Here is a 16,077-nt window from a genome sequence, read left to right as displayed (position 1 = left end):
TTGGCGGGCATCCGGTAGACATTTACCAAGCGTTTCCAAGGAGCACCAATGCCTGCTACGCATCGCCTTGATTTGCCAGCGATTGAGCGCGCACTGCGCGAAGTGCAAAAGAGCTTCGCCGCGCTGAGCCGGCACTTCACGGAGCCGCGGGACCCCCTGACGGATGAAGTGCTGCAAAATGTGCTTGAAGGCTATGGGCTGATTGACGACTATGTGGCCCGCGGCGTCGACCTGTTCGATCTCCAGCAACTGAACCTGATGCTCGAGATCAACGCCACGGTGCTGTGTGGCCGAGACCCCGTACGCCGGCTGGAATACGCCCAGCACCTGGCGGCGACCGAGGCGCATTTCTTCAACAACGTTGAGGGCGGCATCAAGGATTTGTACAACTGGTATTGCGCCTATCGCAGTGAGTCGGTGTGGAAGCGTGCGGCCGGCGTCTATGTACGCATTCTCAGCAAGCCGCAGTTGTTCATCGAGGGCAACAACCGCAGTGGGTCGCTCATCGTCAGCTATCTGCTCATGCGCGCGGGGCTTCCTCCTTTTGTGCTGTCACTGGAAAATGCCGAGGGCTACTTCAATCCGTCCTCGGTCATACGCAACTCCGCCAAGCATGGCGTCAAGGCTTTGTATGAATTGCCCAAGATCAAGAAGAAATACGCAGCGTTCCTCGAAGAACAGGCACCGGACCCAATGAAATTTTTCCTCGAGGGCAAATCCTTGCCCGTCTCACAGGGCCGCCACTGATGAGCAGGGCTCTGGTGCTCGCTGGATGCAAAACCTTAGGTGGCCGGGTAGGGCAGGCTATCCGCAGCGTCAATCCGACGCGGCTGCTCCAACGCCAGCGCATACGCATTTCGTTCGACATCGACGACACGCTCGCCTGTCAACTGCACCACTGCGATGTCGAGCGAAGCCGGTTGCCGGCCTGTGTTCACCGCTGGCTGGGAGAGCCGCTGCGCATGGGTACGCGCTCGCTGATCCGGGAGCTGCGTCGCCAGGGTTGCAGTATCTGGGTCTACACATCGTCTGGGCGCACGCCGTCCTACATCAGGCGTTGGCTGCTGCTGTACGGCATCCGCGTCGACGGTGTCGTCAACAGCGTGCTGCACAACCGCGCCTTGACGGTGCATGGGCTGTCCAACTCACCCTCCAAGTACCCGCCAGCGTTCGATATCGACTTGCACGTCGATGATTCCGAGGGTGTGCAGATTGAAGGGGATGACCACGGGTTTCGCGTTGTCGTGGTGCATCCGGAGGATGAAGGCTGGGCGCAGAAGGTGCTGGATGCGGTGGCCATGGTCCAGGCGCAGCTTGATTGGCAGCAGAGGCCGGTCCAGCGGGCTCCGTTGCGCCGGGTTACGACCGGCTAGCAAGTCAGGCTGTCATCGTGCGATTCAGGGCCACAATCTGCTCATGGGTAAGCTGACTGCCGGGATCCATGAACCTGGCGATCAGTGCGTCGCGGTTCTCCGGTGCCCGTGCCTTTTCAGCCGCGTCCAGCGCCGTTTCCAGCTCCGGCAGCGTCAATTCAGTGCAGTAAGCCGGTGTGCCTGGCTGCTGACGCCATGAGGCTTCGAGGCTACCGGCGGCAAAAGCGGTAAAGCCTGTCTGCTCGACAAGATCCTGCGCTAGCGCCACAGCGGCGGCATCGTTCCCAGCCACGGGTATCGCGATGCGCGTTGAAGCTTCCGCCGGCTGGCCTTTGTCGGCAAGCGTGGCGGCGAGCAGGGCATTCCATGCCTTGACCACCGGGCGACCAAGCTGTTCGCTCACCCAGACGCTCTCGGGCTTGCCGTCCTCAACTTCCTTGATTGCCCCGTCGCGACCCGGATAGTAATTGGAAGTATCGATGACGACGGTCTTCGGGGAAGCATTGCTCAACGTCTGCTTGAGGTCAGGGTATCTAGCAAATGGAATCGACAGGATTACAGCGTCCACGCCAGACACCGCATCGTCCTTGGTCACGGCACGCACGCCGATTTCGCTGGCAAGTTTCTGGATGCTTTGAGGGTCTTTTGAGTTCGCCAGTTTGACGTCATGGCCGCACGCCGCGAGTTTGCGGGCAAGGGTCGCCCCAATGTTGCCTGCGCCGATAATCCCGATTTTCATTTCAGTCACCTCGCTTGTGGACAGTCTGCAAGTTTCATCATTCCTGCGCCGGCCTGTATCCGGCCAGCAAACTTAGAATCTCGTCATGTGAGCCGTTGGATTCGGCAAACCGTAATGGCTTGGCGCGCTCGACGACAAGTGCCTGTGGAGTCGATTTCGAGCAATTCAAGAACGTCATGCAGGAACTCGTCCAAGGGCATGGCGTTTTTCTTCATTTTTCGTATTTCAGCGGGAGTCGGAGAAATTCCGGCCCTCTGCGGGTAAAAATTCTGAGCAAACGGCACTGTCTGCGCGTCCAAAACCCTCAACGCATCCTTTAAATGCGACTATCTATTCGTCAGATCGTTTTGGAAATCACCATGCTTCGCCTATTTGAACAACGGCTAGACCCTTTCCCACCCGATGAAGTCCCCCCGCCACCCGACGGTCTGGCGCGGTTCCTGTGGGCTTGCACGCGAGGAGCACGCGGTTACATTCTCGCATTCGCGCTGCTCAGTGCCGGTGTGTCGATCTACGAAGCCTGGCTGTTTTCTTTCCTCGGTCAGGTCGTGGACTTGCTCTCGACCTGGCAGGCAGGCGGCGATGCGGCAGCGCAAGAGAGTCGGGTGCTGTGGGGCATCGGCATCATCCTGGTGGCCAGCGTTGGGCTGGTCGCGTTGCGCACGATGGTGCAGCACCAGATTCTAGCGATCATTTTGCCGTTGCGCCTCCGCTGGGATTTTCACCGGCTGATGCTGAGGCAAAGCCTGTCGTTCTTTTCGGATGAGTTTTCCGGCCGGGTCACCACCAAAGTGATGCAGACGGCGCTGTCGGTGCGTGAGGTGCTGTTCACCATCATCGAGATCGTTCCCGGGATCGGCGTGTACTTCATCGCGATCATCGCCCTGGCAGGCGGTTTTGACCTGAAACTGATGCTGCCTTTCATTGCCTGGATGGTCTTGTTCGGTGTCGCCATGCGCTACTTCGTGCCGCGCCTGGAGAAAGTAGGGCAGGAACAGGCCAATGCGCGGTCGTCGATGACCGGGCGAGTTTCAGACGCCTACACCAACATCACCACGGTAAAGCTGTTCTCCCACTCCAAGCGCGAAGCGCATTTTGCGCGCGCCGCCATGGAGGATTTCAAGCAAACCGGCTTTCGCCAGATGCGCTTGGTCAGCCAGTTCGAGATCGTCAACCAGGCTTTGGTGGTCGGGTTGATCATGGGCTCGGGCGGTTATGCCCTCTGGCTATGGCATCAAGGCGAAGTCGGCACCGGTGCCGTCGCGGCGATTACCGCCATGGCGTTGCGCATCAATGGCATGTCGCACTGGATCATGTGGCAGATGACCTCGCTGTTCGAGAACATCGGCACGGTGCAGGATGGCATGGCGACCCTGACCCGCGGCCCCAAGGTGCAGGATGCGCCAGACGCCGGCGTGCTGGTCACCACGGGCGGCGCGGTGACCTTCGACAAGGTGCGCTTCAACTATAACGGCGAACGCCAGGTGCTCGATGGTCTGAGCCTGAGCATCCGCCCGGGCGAAAAGATCGGCCTGGTAGGCCGTTCCGGCGCCGGGAAATCCACGCTGATCAACCTGCTGCTGCGTTTCTACGACGTGGACAGCGGCGAGATTCGGATCGATGGGCAGAATATCGCCCACGTCACCCAGGACAGCTTGCGCAGTGCCATCGGCATGGTCACCCAGGACACGTCGCTGTTGCACCGCTCCATCCGCGACAACATCGCCTATGGCCGCCCCGATGCAACCGACGCGCAGATCCGCAGCGCCGCGATCAGCGCTCAAGCCGATGGATTCATCAGCCAACTGAGTGACAAGCAAGGTCATTGCGGCTACGACACCCTGGTTGGGGAGCGTGGGATCAAGCTTTCGGGAGGCCAGCGACAACGCATCGCCATTGCCCGGGTGATGCTCAAGAACGCCCCGATCCTGCTGCTTGACGAAGCCACCAGCGCACTGGATTCAGAAGTCGAGGTCGCCATCCAGGAAAGCCTCGATGAAATGATGAAGGGCAAGACCGTGATCGCCATTGCCCATCGGCTGTCGACGATCGCGGCCATGGACCGGCTCATCGTCATGGATGAAGGCCGCATCATCGAGCAGGGCACCCACGCCGAGCTGCTCGGGAAGAACGGGACCTATGCGCGATTGTGGCATCACCAGAGTGGCGGTTTCCTGGGGGAGGATCAGGGGGTGGTTGAGGCGGTGGAGTAGGCTGGCTCAGTATCGGAACAACACACGATTCCGGTTCCGTGTAATCGTGCAATCCGAAGGACCCGCGCATTTCAGGGCTTGTTCCAGGGAAGCGATTTTCTCGCAGGCGGGGTTTTGCAAGAATGTACCCTCTGCATATGACTGCTCCCCCTGAAGGAACCTCCCCGGTGAACGTCAATGACGCCAGCTTCGAAGAACTGCTCAACGCTCTCCATGACGGCGTCTACATCACGGATGGCGACGGCAAGACGCTAAAAGTAAATCAAGCCTATGAGCGCCTGACCGGGCTCAGTGGTGCGGATCTCGTCGGTCGATCCATGCAGGAGCTGGTGAAGGAGGGCGTCATCTCGCAATCGGCCACATTGCGCGTGTTACAGGGCGGTCGGCCGGTATCGGTGATGCAGAGCCTGAGCCATGGCAAGAAGCTGCTCGTCAGTGCCACGCCAATTCTCGACGCTGGAAAGCGAATTTCATATGTGGTCAGCACCGTGCGCGACATGACTGAACTGCTGCGCATGAAACACGAGCGCGATGAGTTGCAACAGCTCAAACAACTGCGCAACAGCACCGCCAAGCTTCATGCCGGGCAACGGGACAATCTGCTGCGTTCTCCGCTCATGGCCGATCAGGAAGTTTCCGGCCGCGTCCTTTCGCTGGCCCGGCAGGTTGCGAGCAGCTCGGTGAAGGTGTTGCTTCAAGGCGAAACCGGCGTCGGGAAGACCCTCGTCGCGCAATTCATCCATAACGCCAGCCCCCGTGCCAGCGAACCCTTCCTCGCGCTCAACTGCGGCGCGCTGCCCGAGAATCTGATCGAAGCCGAGCTGTTTGGCTATGCACCTGGGGCGTTCACTGGCGCAGGTCCCAAAGGCAAGCGTGGCCTGCTGGAACTGGCGCATCACGGCACGTTGTTTCTAGATGAGATTGGTGATCTTCCGCTGCCGGTGCAGGTCAAGCTGCTCAAGGTCATCGAAGAGAACCGCTTCATTCCTGTCGGCGGCCTGGAATTGAAGGAGGTGGATGTACGCATCATCAGCGCCACCCACCATGACCTCAAGCAGCGGGTGGCGGAGGGGCATTTTCGGGCTGATTTGTATTACCGGCTCAACGTGGTGCCGATTCACATACCGGCACTGCGCGAACGTCGGGAGGAGATTGCGCCACTCCTGCGTTACTACCTCGACCGATTCAACGTTCGTTATGAACGCCAGGTCCAGTGGAGTCTGGATGCCCTCGACTTGATGTGCGAATACGCCTGGCCCGGCAATATTCGCGAGTTGATCAATGTCGTCGAACGGCTGGTGGTGACCAATCAGACCGGGACTGTCGAGGCGCTTGATATGCCGGAAGAGATCCTCAACCTTAATCCGTCGAAAACCAATGACGCGGGGCTGCCACTGCGCAAGGTATTGGAAAATGCCGAGCGCAGCGCGATTCGCGCCGCGCTGCTTGCGCACAAGACCACGCGCCTTGCGGCCAAGGCGTTAGGGGTGAGCCAGGCGACTGTGGTGCAGAAAATGAAACGCTGGGAACAGTCTGATTAGGATTCTGATCAATGTAGGGTAAAACGATCAGAAAACTAATCGGAGCTCACCGGTAAAAAAGCCCATAATTCACGCAAAGTCCCGTAGGGCGGGGCTTCCAGGGCATTGGCACGGCTTTCGCTATCCCATTTGGCACGTCTTCCATAAAACAACATCAACTGGACGAGCCCGATGAACATTTCTTCTTTCAAAATCGCCAATAAATTAATCACCGGACCCGGCGCAATCGAGCAGCTTTGCGCTGAGCTGACGCGCCTTGAGATCAAGAACCCACTGATCGTCACGGACACCGTCCTGGTGAACTCCGGCACTGTGGACCTGGCGCTGGCGCAACTCGGTGATCGCCACTACGGCGTTTTCGACCAGGTCAAACCGGAGCCTGAGGTGGCCATCGTGGAGGAGTGCACTCGCGCCTATCGCGAGGGTGGACACGACGGATTGATTGCGGTGGGTGGCGGCAGTGCCATCGATATTGCCAAGGGCGTCGCGGCGTATGCCGGTCATGCAGGTCCGCTGACGGAACTGTTCGGAGTCGATCTGGTGAAACGCAAGGGCCCGCCCTTGATTGCTATCCCGACAACCGCCGGCACAGGTTCGGAAGTGACCAACGTCGCGATTTTCTCCGACAAGCAAGCACAGCTGAAAAAAGGCATCGTCAGTGACTACCTGCTACCGGACGTGGCGCTGGTCAGTCCGACCATGACGTTGACCTGCCCACGCAGTGTGACGGCGGCCAGTGGCGTCGATGCGCTGGTGCATGCGGTCGAGTCCTATCTTTCAGTCAACGCTTCGCCAATCACCGATGCCATCGCGCTCGGTGCGATCAAGTTGATCAGCAGGGCGCTGCCGAAGGCTTATGCCAACCCAACCAACCTGCAAGCCCGGGAAGACATGGCCACCGCGAGTCTGATGGCCGGTATGGCGTTTGGCAACGCGGGGGTAGGGGCGGTGCATGCGCTGGCGTACCCGCTCGGCGGACGGTTCAACATCGCCCATGGCGTCAGCAACGCCTTGCTGCTGCCGTACGTAATGGAGTGGAACAAGACGGCTTGCGTCGAGCGTTTCCGTGACATCGCCGAAGCCATGGACGTGCGCGTCGCGAACCTGAGCGACAGGGACGCTGCGGACCAGGCTGTGAAAGCCATGGCGGATCTGTGTGCTGGCGTTGATATTCCCTCCGGGCTGCGCAGTTTCAACGTGCCCGAGGAGGCCATCCCAGCGATGGCGGAGGAGGCCAGCAAGATCGACCGTTTGATGCGCAACAACCCGCGCAAGCTGACGGCCGCCGATATCGAGAAGATCTATCGCGCCGCCTACTGATCCATAAAGCCATGGCTCCGGTTTCCCGGAGCGTGCGCCCGCCACTACAAGACCAATAACACAGGTGAACCCAATGTCTGACACTCCTGCGCAGCGGGGCGAAAGTCCATACATCCCGCTCGGTCCTTTCAAGGTCCGGTTGCCGTTTCTCCATTACAAAATCGAACTTCCAGACTACCTCCAAGGCTTGTTGATGTGTGCCGTGGACCTGGCCGCGATCCCGCTGATGACCGAACTGCTGGGCATGCCTTTCGAAGTCGCGCTTGCCGTGGTGATGCTCAACGGCTTGCTTTACCTGGCGCACCATTTGCTCGGTGACCCGACCGTTCCTGGCTGGATCACGCCGGCGGTTCCTCTGTTGATGGCTTACTGCGCGCAGTTCCCAATGGGCCCGGAGCGTGTCCATGCCTTGATAGCCTTCCAACTGATGCTTGGCGTATTTTCAATTGCCCTGGGGGCGACTGGAATGGCGAAAAAGGTTGTGGAATTCGTGCCCTCGGCAATCAAGTCCGGCATCATCGTCGGGGCTGGCTTGAGTGCCGTGATCGCGGTGTTCCAGGTGGGCGGGAAATTCAATGTACTGCCCTGGACCATCTCCATTGCGGTGGGCATAGCCTTCTACCTGATCTTTTCCCAGCACTTCAACGAGCTCAAGCAACGCAACCGCTTCTGGTGGAACTTCGCCAAGCTCGGCATCCTGCCGATCATCCTGCTGGCGGTGGTGATTGCACCGTTGTTTGGTGAGGCGCCATGGCCGACGATTCAGTGGGGAATCAGCCAACCGGACTTTGCCGGATTGTGGAATGACTACACCGTCTTCGGTCTGGGCATGCCGCCAGTCTCCATGTTCATCTCAGCGTTGCCAACCATGCTGGCGGCCTACATCATCGTGTTCGGCGACGTGCTCAGCGCCAAATCGCTCCTTGATGAGGCAGAAACCGTGCGCACCGACGAAGTCGTCGACTACAACGCCGATCGCGCTCACCTGATCTTCGGCGCGCGCAACGCGTTCATGAGCATCTTTGGTCCCGATGTCGCCATGTGCGGGCCAAAATGGGCCGCGATGCTGGTGGTTGTGATCGAGCGTTTCAAAGGTGGACCGAAGGCAATGAAGTCGATCATCGGCGGCGTCGGGTCGTTCCGCTGGGGTACCAACAGCGGTCTGCTGTTGTTGCCGGTCGTCACGCTGGTACAGCCGATTCTCGGTGTCGCCTTGTCACTGACGCTGCTGATCCAAGGGTACGTTAGCGTACGCCTGGGCATTCTCGAAGCCCGAAGCCAGCGTGACCTGGGAATCGCGGGCGTGATTGGCGCGGTGCTGGCGATCAAAGGCGCGAGCTGGGCATTTGGAATTGGCGTTGTGTTGTGCTTGCTGATCTACGGCAAGAACTTTTTCAAGGGGGAGGTGGACGGGACGTTTGCCAAGGACCTGAAGGCGCCGGGCGGCAACCCTGTCAGAGATGTCGGGTCGGCCCCCGCGATCAAGCGGGTTGCAACGGAGAATGTGCTTTAACCTGGGCGACGTGTCCGTCGATATCAGCCGGGCCGCAGCTGCAAAGCTCCGGCCCGGCATCTCCCTCGCTTGGACGTTAGGAAAATTCTGGTAGCGAGCGTGTGAGCCGGAAACAGTCCAAGCCGTTAGTGAGCGTCGATGCAATCTTCTGATTTTCGAGAAGCGGGGTTACTGGAAGTGGACAGGAAGGGAGCGGATACGTAAACATCGTGTTTAACATAATATACATTATGTGAACCTTCGTATGGAGCTACCTGGGGCGTGGGCAGACAGATTTGAAGCCACGATCGCCACCTCAGCACGTTCACACTGAGCATGAACGGTCACAGCGTCATGCAACCGGACAGCAACTGTAATGAGCAGCATTGCAAGGACTGCGGACTTGAACAGTCAGGATTTTCGACGACACATGACACGCACTGGTCGGCACATGGATCTGCTCGGTCCACAGTACGAAGCCCCATCGGTCATGCTCGGCCTGCGTTATTCCCTCTGACGCAACAGGATGTAGCAAGCGACTATAGCCATTTACCTGATCACCGGAAACGATCAAAATCGCCCCCATTCGTCTACCCTCACAACGCGCCCGGCAAGAATGCCAGGTGATTGAACCTTTTTGCTTTCACGCACCGGAGATTTCCATGCTCAAGCGTTCCCTGGCTTTGGCCGTCGGTTTCACCCTGACCCTGAGTTCTGTCCTGGCGCAGGCCGCCGACACCCTGAAAGTCAGCGCGATTCCCGACGAAGCGCCGACCGAATTGCTGCGCAAGTTCAAGCCGCTGGGGGCTTACCTGGAGCAGCAGATCGGCATGAAGGTCGAGTTCGTATCGGTGAGCGACTATCCCGCGGTGGTCGAGGCATTGGCCACCGACCGCATCGACATGGCCTGGCTGGGCGGTTTTACTTTCGTCCAGGCTCGCCTGAAGACCGGTAACGCCATTCCATTGGTGCAACGTGAGCAGGACGCGCAGTTCACCAGTAAATTCATCAGTGCCGACCCGGCCGTCAAATCCCTGGCCGACCTGAAGGGCAAGAGCTTTGCCTTTGGCTCTGTTTCGTCTACCTCCGGCAGCCTGATGCCGCGTTACTTCATGCTCCAGGATGGCATCAAGCCGGAAACCTACTTCAGCCGCGTGGGCTACTCCGGTGCCCATGACGCGACGGCCGCGTGGGTCCAGGCCGGCAAGGTCGACGCCGGCGTGCTCAACGCCAGCGTCTGGGAAAAACTGGTGGCCGCCGGCAAGGTCGACACCAGCAAGGTCAAGGTCTTCGCCACCACCCCAGCGTATTTCGACTACAACTGGACGGTGCGCGGGACCCTCGACCCGGCGGTGGCCGCCAAGATCAAGGCCGCGTTCCTGGCGCTCGATCCGGCGAACCCAAAGGACAAGGAGATCCTTGATTTGCAAGCCGCCAGCCGCTTCATCGAAACCAAGCCCGAGAACTACAAGGGCATCGAAGACGCCGCACGCGCCGCTGACCTGCTCAGATGACATTGCGTTTGACCCAGGCCAGCGTCATCCACGCCAACGGCGCCCAGGCGTTGCGCGGCGTGGACCTGCACCTGCGCGCAGGGGAACAGGTCGCGATCATCGGCCCGTCCGGCGCTGGCAAGTCGAGCCTGCTCAACGTCCTTGCCACCGCGCTGCGGCCAGGCCACGGTGAAGTAGAAGTGCTGGGCGAGCGGGCCTGGCAGCTGTCGGCGCGCCAGCGCCAACGCCTGCGTGCGCGCATTGGCTTGATTCATCAAGCGCCTCCCCTGCCCCCGCGCCAACGTGTGGTCACCGCAGTACTGGCTGGCAAGCTGGGGCAATGGGGTATCGGCAAAAGCTTGCTGAACCTGTTCCATCCGCTGGATATCCCCGGGGCTCGGGCAGCCTTGGCCCGTCTGGACCTGGGGGAAAAACTGTTCGTGCAATGCCAGCAATTGTCCGGCGGGCAACTGCAACGCGTCGGCATCGCCCGCGTGCTTTACCAGGCGCCGGAGGTGTTGCTGGCGGATGAACCGGTATCGGCGATGGACCCGGTGCTCGCCGAGCACACGCTCTCGGTGCTCTGCCAGCATGCCCGGGAGCAACAGGTCACCCTGGTGACCAGTCTGCATGCGGTGGACCTGGCGCTTGCGCATTTTTCGCGAATCATTGGTTTGCGTGACGGCCAGATTCTCTTCGACTTGCCGACCGAAGCGGTTGATCGCAAGCAGCTCGATGCACTTTATGCCAATGAGCAACTGGAGTCGCTGTCGAGCCCACCGCCGCCGTCGAGCGTGCAGATTCCCCGATGCTGATGCGTGACGCTCGGGACCCCGCCTCCCTCCCTCGCCTGTTTGTTGGCCTGCTGGCCATTGCCCTGCTGTGGCCGGGTATCCATTTCAGCGAATTGGACCTGGGTGTGCTGCTGGCCAGCGATAGCCAAAGCGAGATGGGCCGGTTCGCCGCCGCGTTCTGGCCGCCGGCCCATGACGAAACGTTTGTCGAATTGCTGCTGCAAGCCACGGTGCAGACGCTCGCCATCGCTACCGCCGGCATGACCTTGGCACTGCTGTTGGCGGTGCCCGCAAGCCTGGTCGCCAGCCGGGCGCTGTCGTTGTCCGCCGCGTACCGCGCAGGCAGGCCTGGCCTTTGGGGTCAGTGGCTGCGTTGGCCGGTCCGTGGCCTGCTCATCTTCCTGCGCAGCGTGCCGGAGATTGTCTGGGCGTTGCTCTTCGTCCGGGCCGTCGGTCTTGGCCCCACCGCCGGGGTATTGGCCATCGCCATCACCTACAGCGGCATGCTGGGCAAGGTCTACGCGGAAATCTTCGAGTCGGTTGACCAACGTCCCGCACACGCGCTGATGCAAGCCGGAAGCGGTCGGCTCGCCGCCTTCTGCTACGGCATCTTGCCCAACGTCGCCGCCGAGCTGCTGTCGTACACCGTGTACCGCTGGGAATGCGCCATCCGCGCCTCGGTGGTGATGGGCTTCGTCGGCGCTGGTGGACTGGGCCAACAGATGGACCTGTCGTTGCGCATGTTCGCCGGCGGTGAAGTCGCCAGCCTGCTGCTGACTTTCCTGATATTGGTGCTGCTCGCCGACCAGCTCAGTCGCGTGCTGCGCTGGAGGTTGGCATGAGTCGCCTGCTCAACGCGCTGTTGCTGCTGTGCATCGGCGCGGCCGTGGTTGCCTCGTTCGTCTATCTGGGTATCGACCTGGACGCCCTTGGCGATCACTCGAATCTCAAGCAAATGGCCGCTTATGCCCAGCGTTTCCTGACCCCTGACCTGAGCCCGACCTACCTCAAGGCGATCGGCCATGGCGCGCTGGAAACCATCGCCATGTCCGCCCTTGGCACACTGCTCGCGGCAGTGCTGGGTTTGGCCTTGGCGCTGCCCGCCGCCGGGCGCCTTGGCTGGCCGTTGCAGAGCGTGTCGCGCCTGTTGTTGAACGCCTTGCGCGCGGTGCCGGAGCTGGTATGGGCGGCGCTGATGGTGCTTGCCGCCGGGCTTGGCCCTAACGCCGGTACGCTGGCGCTCGCCCTGCACACCGTCGGCGTGCTCGGTCGATTGTTTGCCGAAGCCTTGGAAAACACTCCGTCGCAACCCGCCGATGCCCTCCGCCTGCAAGGTGCCAGCGCCCTCTGGGCGTTCTGCTACGGCACGCTGCCCAACCTGATGCCGCAACTGTTGGCCTACACCTTGTACCGCTGGGAAAACAACATCCGCATGGCCAGCGTTCTAGGGTTCGTCGGCGCCGGCGGCCTGGGCCAGATGCTCTACGTCAGCCTCAGCCTGTTCCAGGAGGCGCAAGGCAGCACGGTGATCCTGGCGATGTTGCTGCTGGTCTTCACCGTCGATACGTTGAGCAGTTGGAGCCGTCAGCGTTGGGTCAAGGCTTGACGGCCTGGGGACTCACCACAACGCCATCGTATAGCTGACGATCAAACGGTTCTCATCCAGGTCATTGCCGAAGTTCGAACGCACCGTTGCATTGCGCCATTTGAAACCCAGCCCTTTCAATGTGCCGTCTTGGATCACATAGGCAATGTCGGTGTTGCGCTCCCATTCCTGGCCCTCCCCTGGCGCGCTGCGTTGCACGTTGTCGCCACTGATGTAGCGGGTCATGAATGTCAGGCCCGGCACACCGAGGACGGCGAAGTTGTAGTCGTAGCGGGCTTGCCAGGAGCGTTCGTCGGTGTTGGCGAAGTCGCCGATCTGCACGAAGTTGACCAGATAGGGATCGCTGCGGGAGATGTAGGGGAACGGATCGTCGCCGCTCATGCGCTGATAGCCCAGCCCGAACCCGTGGCCAGCGAGGCTGTAGGTGAACAGTGCGCCGAACGCTTGGTTATCGATCCTGCGGAAACTGCCGTCCTCGGTGCTGCGCGAGTAACGCACGTCGCTTTTCAGTGACTGGCCATCGCCCAGGTCCAGGGTGTGGACGAAGCCGAGGTAGTTCTGCTGGTAGATATCCTCGAGCTTGCCGTAGCGGTACTGCGCCGTGAGATTGGGCAGAAGCTGGTAGTCCGCCCCGGCGAACTGGAACCTGTCGCTGGTGCCGCCGATGCGATTGGCGGTCATGTCATGATAGTCGGTGGAATCGACGAAATTGATCTGGGAGAGCTGCCCGGCGGTGAGCTTGAGGCGGTCGATTTCCTGCACGTTCAACAGCCCGCCCTTGAAGGTGCTCGGCAATAGGCGCGTGTCGTTGGAATTCACCACCGGGTCCTTGATCTGCAGCGTCCCGGCTTTCAGCGTGCTGTTGGACAAGCGCATTTTCGCGGTGAGGCCGACTTCGCCGTAGCGATCCTGGGAGCCGCCGGACAGGTCCGCCGGCAAAAGATTGGTACCCGCCGTGCCGCCGCCCGAGTCCAGCTTGATGCCGGCCATGGCCAAGGCGTCGAGACCAAAACCCACGGTGCCGGCCGTGTACCCCGACTCCAGGCGCAGCAAGAACCCTTGCGCCCATTCCTCGGCCTTGTCCCGAGCGCTCTCCTGCCTGAAATCGCGGTTGAAGTAAAAATTGCGAGCTTCCAGGCTGGCCTTGCTGTCGCCAATGAAATCGGCGTGGGCCACCGGCGCGCCGATCAGGCCCAGGCCGAGCAAGGGACCAATGGGCGAACGGCTCCAGTGGGTATCGATGAAACAGGGCATGGCGTGCTCCTTTTTGTGGGCGCGAACGATCCCTTCGGGGACGGCGTACGCGCCTCGCTTATTATTTGGGGCAGTGCGGATACTGTGGCGAGTGAGCTTGCTCCCGCTGCGCCGGTCCGACGCCTCGGGCGCAGCGGCCCCATTCACGGTGAGCGCTGCGCGCTTAAGCGAGCAAGCTCCCTCGCCACGGGGCGGATTCTTCGCAGTGGCGCGATACAGCGTCAAACGGGAAAAACCCAGGCGCGCACATAAGAAAATTTGATGCGCGCCGAAGCCCTATCTGGAGTAACAATTGCAACGATAAGAACGATAAACGCCAAGAGAGCCACCATGAACCTCAAGTTCCTCGAAACCTTCGTCTGGGTCGCTCGCCTGCAAAGCTTCAGCCTGACCGCCGAAAAGATGTTCAGCACCCAGGCCGCGATTTCCAGTCGGATCGCCTCGTTGGAAGACGAGCTGGGCCTGCGCCTGTTCGTGCGTGATTCACGGGGCGTGTCATTGACCCCGGAAGGCACCAAGGTCCTTGAATATGCCGAGCGAATGCTCGACGTCCAGCGCGAGTTGAAGCAGTCCCTGGACAACAGCACCCCACAGCAAGGCCTGGTGCGCATCGGTGTGATGGACACGGTGATTCACACCTGGCTGAGCCCGTTGATGTCGATGCTGATGCAGGCGTTTCCCGCCGTGGAGATCGAAATCACCGCCGACGCGGCGCGAAATCTTTGTGAGCAGCTGCAAAAAGGTTACCTGGATATCGCCTTCCAGACCGACCTGGTCCGCCACGAAAGCGTGCGCAATCTCGAGCTGGGGCATTACCCGATGCACTGGATCGCCGCCAGCCAATCGATTTACGCCCGGCCCTACGCCTCGCTGGCGGAAATGGCGAGCGAGCGCATCATCACTTTCGTCAAGCATTCACGGCCTCACCAGGATGTGCTCAACCTGCTGTATGCCCATGGCGTCGGTACGCCGAGGGTCAGTTGCGTCAATTCGGTATCGGCGATGACGCGACTGATACGCGACGGTTTCGGCATTGGTGCGCTGCCCGCGGCGCTGGTGACCAAGCCGCTGGCCCGTGGCGAGTTGATCCAGCTGGAACCGGGCGCGCCCCTTCCCCAGCTCGATGTCGTCGCATCGTGGCGGGCCGGCGTGGGGCTCGAACTGATCGAAAGCATCGTGCACATGAGCCGCCAAGTGGTCTGCCAGTACGCCACGGACGTCGGACCGCAACGCATGGTCGCGGTACCGGGGCTGTCGACGGTCGAATAACTTTTACTTGTCAGGGGGTAGCAATTTTCCTTGTTGGACGCCATCGCCGGGATTTTCTAAAAAGGACTCACTCAGAAAAAGAACCCAACGGAGCCCCTTGCGATGAGCCCATCAGCCCTGTCCTTCGAGCAACTGCAGCAGTGTTCACCCCAAGCCTTGCGCCAGAAAATCGCCGCCGGGCAATACCACGGCCATACCAGCGGCCTGGGCCAGGGCCGGGTCCAAGCCAATATCGTGATCCTGCCGGGAGACTGGGCCGACGAGTTCCTGCGCTACTGCACGCTCAACCGTCAGGCTTGTCCGGTGCTGGACGTGACGGAACCGGGTGACCCCTTCCTGCGCAACCTGGGCGCTCCCATCGACATCCGCCACGAGGTCCCAAGCTACCGGGTCTTTCACCACGGAGAGATAAGTGAGCAACCTTCGGACATCGAACACCTTTGGCGCGATGACCTGGTGACTTTCGCCCTCGGCTGTTCGTTTTCTTTCGAGCAACCGTTGCTTGAGGCCGGCATTCGGATGAGGCACATCGACCTGGGTCGCAACGTCGCCATGTTCCGCACCAACATCGACACACGTCCCACCGTGCGACTGTCTGGCAAAATGGTCGTGAGCATGCGCCCGATGAAAGCGGCGGCGGCGATCCAGGCGATCCAGATCACCGGGCGCATGCCCGGCGTCCATGGCGCTCCGGTACACATTGGCGATCCATCGCTGATCGGCATTCAGTCCCTGGAGACGCCGGACTACGGCGATGCGGTACCGGTCGAAAGCGATGAAATACCGGTATTCTGGGCCTGTGGCGTGACGCCGCAATCGGTGGTCCAGGCGTCGCGTCCGCCGCTGTGTATCACTCACGCGCCGGGTTGCATGCTGGTCACCGATCTATGGAACAGCGCATTGTGATGTATCCACCCGGAGACGGAGATTTGATGAACAGCCCGCGACGATCGATCGAGCAGTACATCCGCGCCAAGGACGGC

General features: G+C 60.7%; 14 protein-coding genes. 12 read left to right on the top strand and 2 right to left on the bottom strand.

Annotated elements, in window-relative coordinates; all coding sequences use genetic code 11:
• The first annotated feature begins 48 nt into the window (after positions 1-48).
• On the top strand, positions 49-747 hold the full coding sequence (locus ACLK1G_RS02470; RefSeq protein WP_420763963.1) for a hypothetical protein: 699 nt from the start codon (positions 49-51) through the stop codon (positions 745-747).
• Positions 747-1,373 carry a hypothetical protein gene (locus ACLK1G_RS02465; protein ID WP_420763962.1) on the top strand — a complete coding sequence of 209 codons (627 nt, stop codon included), beginning with the start codon at positions 747-749 and terminating at the stop codon, positions 1,371-1,373. Before ACLK1G_RS02470 ends, ACLK1G_RS02465 begins: the two co-directional genes overlap by 1 nt.
• A 4-nt stretch (positions 1,374-1,377) precedes the next feature.
• Here the strand turns inward: ACLK1G_RS02465 and ACLK1G_RS02460 are convergent, their stop codons facing one another.
• Entirely contained in the window at positions 1,378-2,136 is a 759-nt protein-coding gene (locus ACLK1G_RS02460) for an NADPH-dependent F420 reductase (protein WP_420764039.1), read from the bottom strand.
• Between the two features lie 335 nt (positions 2,137-2,471).
• On the opposite strand from ACLK1G_RS02460, the gene ACLK1G_RS02455 reads away from it, so the two are divergent.
• From ACLK1G_RS02455 to phnE, 8 genes are all read left to right on the top strand, one after another.
• Positions 2,472-4,325, top strand: a complete 1,854-nt coding sequence (locus tag ACLK1G_RS02455; protein ID WP_420763961.1) for an ABC transporter ATP-binding protein — start codon at positions 2,472-2,474, stop codon at positions 4,323-4,325.
• Positions 4,326-4,492: 167 nt separating this feature from the next.
• Positions 4,493-5,866 (top strand): sigma-54 interaction domain-containing protein, encoded by a 1,374-nt coding sequence (locus ACLK1G_RS02450; RefSeq protein ID WP_420763960.1) that lies wholly within the window; start codon positions 4,493-4,495, stop codon positions 5,864-5,866.
• A 171-nt stretch (positions 5,867-6,037) separates the two neighbouring features.
• Positions 6,038-7,186 (top strand): iron-containing alcohol dehydrogenase, encoded by a 1,149-nt coding sequence (locus ACLK1G_RS02445; RefSeq protein WP_420763959.1) that lies wholly within the window; start codon positions 6,038-6,040, stop codon positions 7,184-7,186.
• 73 nt (positions 7,187-7,259) lie between these two features.
• Positions 7,260-8,699 (top strand): hypothetical protein, encoded by a 1,440-nt coding sequence (locus tag ACLK1G_RS02440; protein ID WP_420763958.1) that lies wholly within the window; start codon positions 7,260-7,262, stop codon positions 8,697-8,699.
• 641 nt (positions 8,700-9,340) lie between these two features.
• Positions 9,341-10,192 (top strand): putative selenate ABC transporter substrate-binding protein, encoded by an 852-nt coding sequence (locus ACLK1G_RS02435; RefSeq protein ID WP_420763957.1) that lies wholly within the window; start codon positions 9,341-9,343, stop codon positions 10,190-10,192.
• A complete protein-coding gene (locus tag ACLK1G_RS02430; protein ID WP_420763956.1) occupies positions 10,189-10,986 on the top strand; it encodes a phosphonate ABC transporter ATP-binding protein in 798 nt (265 codons plus the stop codon). The genes ACLK1G_RS02435 and ACLK1G_RS02430 overlap by 4 nt, the downstream gene beginning before the upstream one ends.
• On the top strand, positions 10,980-11,807 hold the full coding sequence (locus ACLK1G_RS02425; protein ID WP_420763955.1) for a PhnE/PtxC family ABC transporter permease: 828 nt from the start codon (positions 10,980-10,982) through the stop codon (positions 11,805-11,807). Before ACLK1G_RS02430 ends, ACLK1G_RS02425 begins: the two co-directional genes overlap by 7 nt.
• Positions 11,804-12,571, top strand: coding sequence for a phosphonate ABC transporter, permease protein PhnE (gene phnE, locus ACLK1G_RS02420; protein WP_420763954.1), 768 nt, complete (start codon positions 11,804-11,806; stop codon positions 12,569-12,571). The genes ACLK1G_RS02425 and phnE overlap by 4 nt, the downstream gene beginning before the upstream one ends.
• Before the next feature lie 12 nt (positions 12,572-12,583).
• Here phnE and ACLK1G_RS02415 read toward each other — a convergent pair whose 3' ends face one another.
• Positions 12,584-13,825, bottom strand: a complete 1,242-nt coding sequence (locus ACLK1G_RS02415; protein WP_420763953.1) for an OprD family porin — start codon at positions 13,823-13,825, stop codon at positions 12,584-12,586.
• Positions 13,826-14,155: 330 nt separating this feature from the next.
• Here ACLK1G_RS02415 and ACLK1G_RS02410 point away from each other — a divergent pair, with 330 nt between their 5' ends.
• Positions 14,156-15,094, top strand: coding sequence for a LysR family transcriptional regulator (locus ACLK1G_RS02410; RefSeq protein WP_420763952.1), 939 nt, complete (start codon positions 14,156-14,158; stop codon positions 15,092-15,094).
• A gap of 102 nt (positions 15,095-15,196) precedes the next feature.
• Positions 15,197-16,000 (top strand): putative hydro-lyase, encoded by an 804-nt coding sequence (locus ACLK1G_RS02405; RefSeq protein WP_420763951.1) that lies wholly within the window; start codon positions 15,197-15,199, stop codon positions 15,998-16,000.
• Positions 16,001-16,077 lie beyond the last annotated feature (77 nt).

The organism is Pseudomonas algeriensis (assembly GCF_048847255.1).
Lineage (GTDB): Bacteria > Pseudomonadota > Gammaproteobacteria > Pseudomonadales > Pseudomonadaceae > Aquipseudomonas.
The sequence above is the reverse complement of the archived record's forward strand: the minus strand, read 5'-3'. Positions and strand labels throughout refer to the sequence as shown.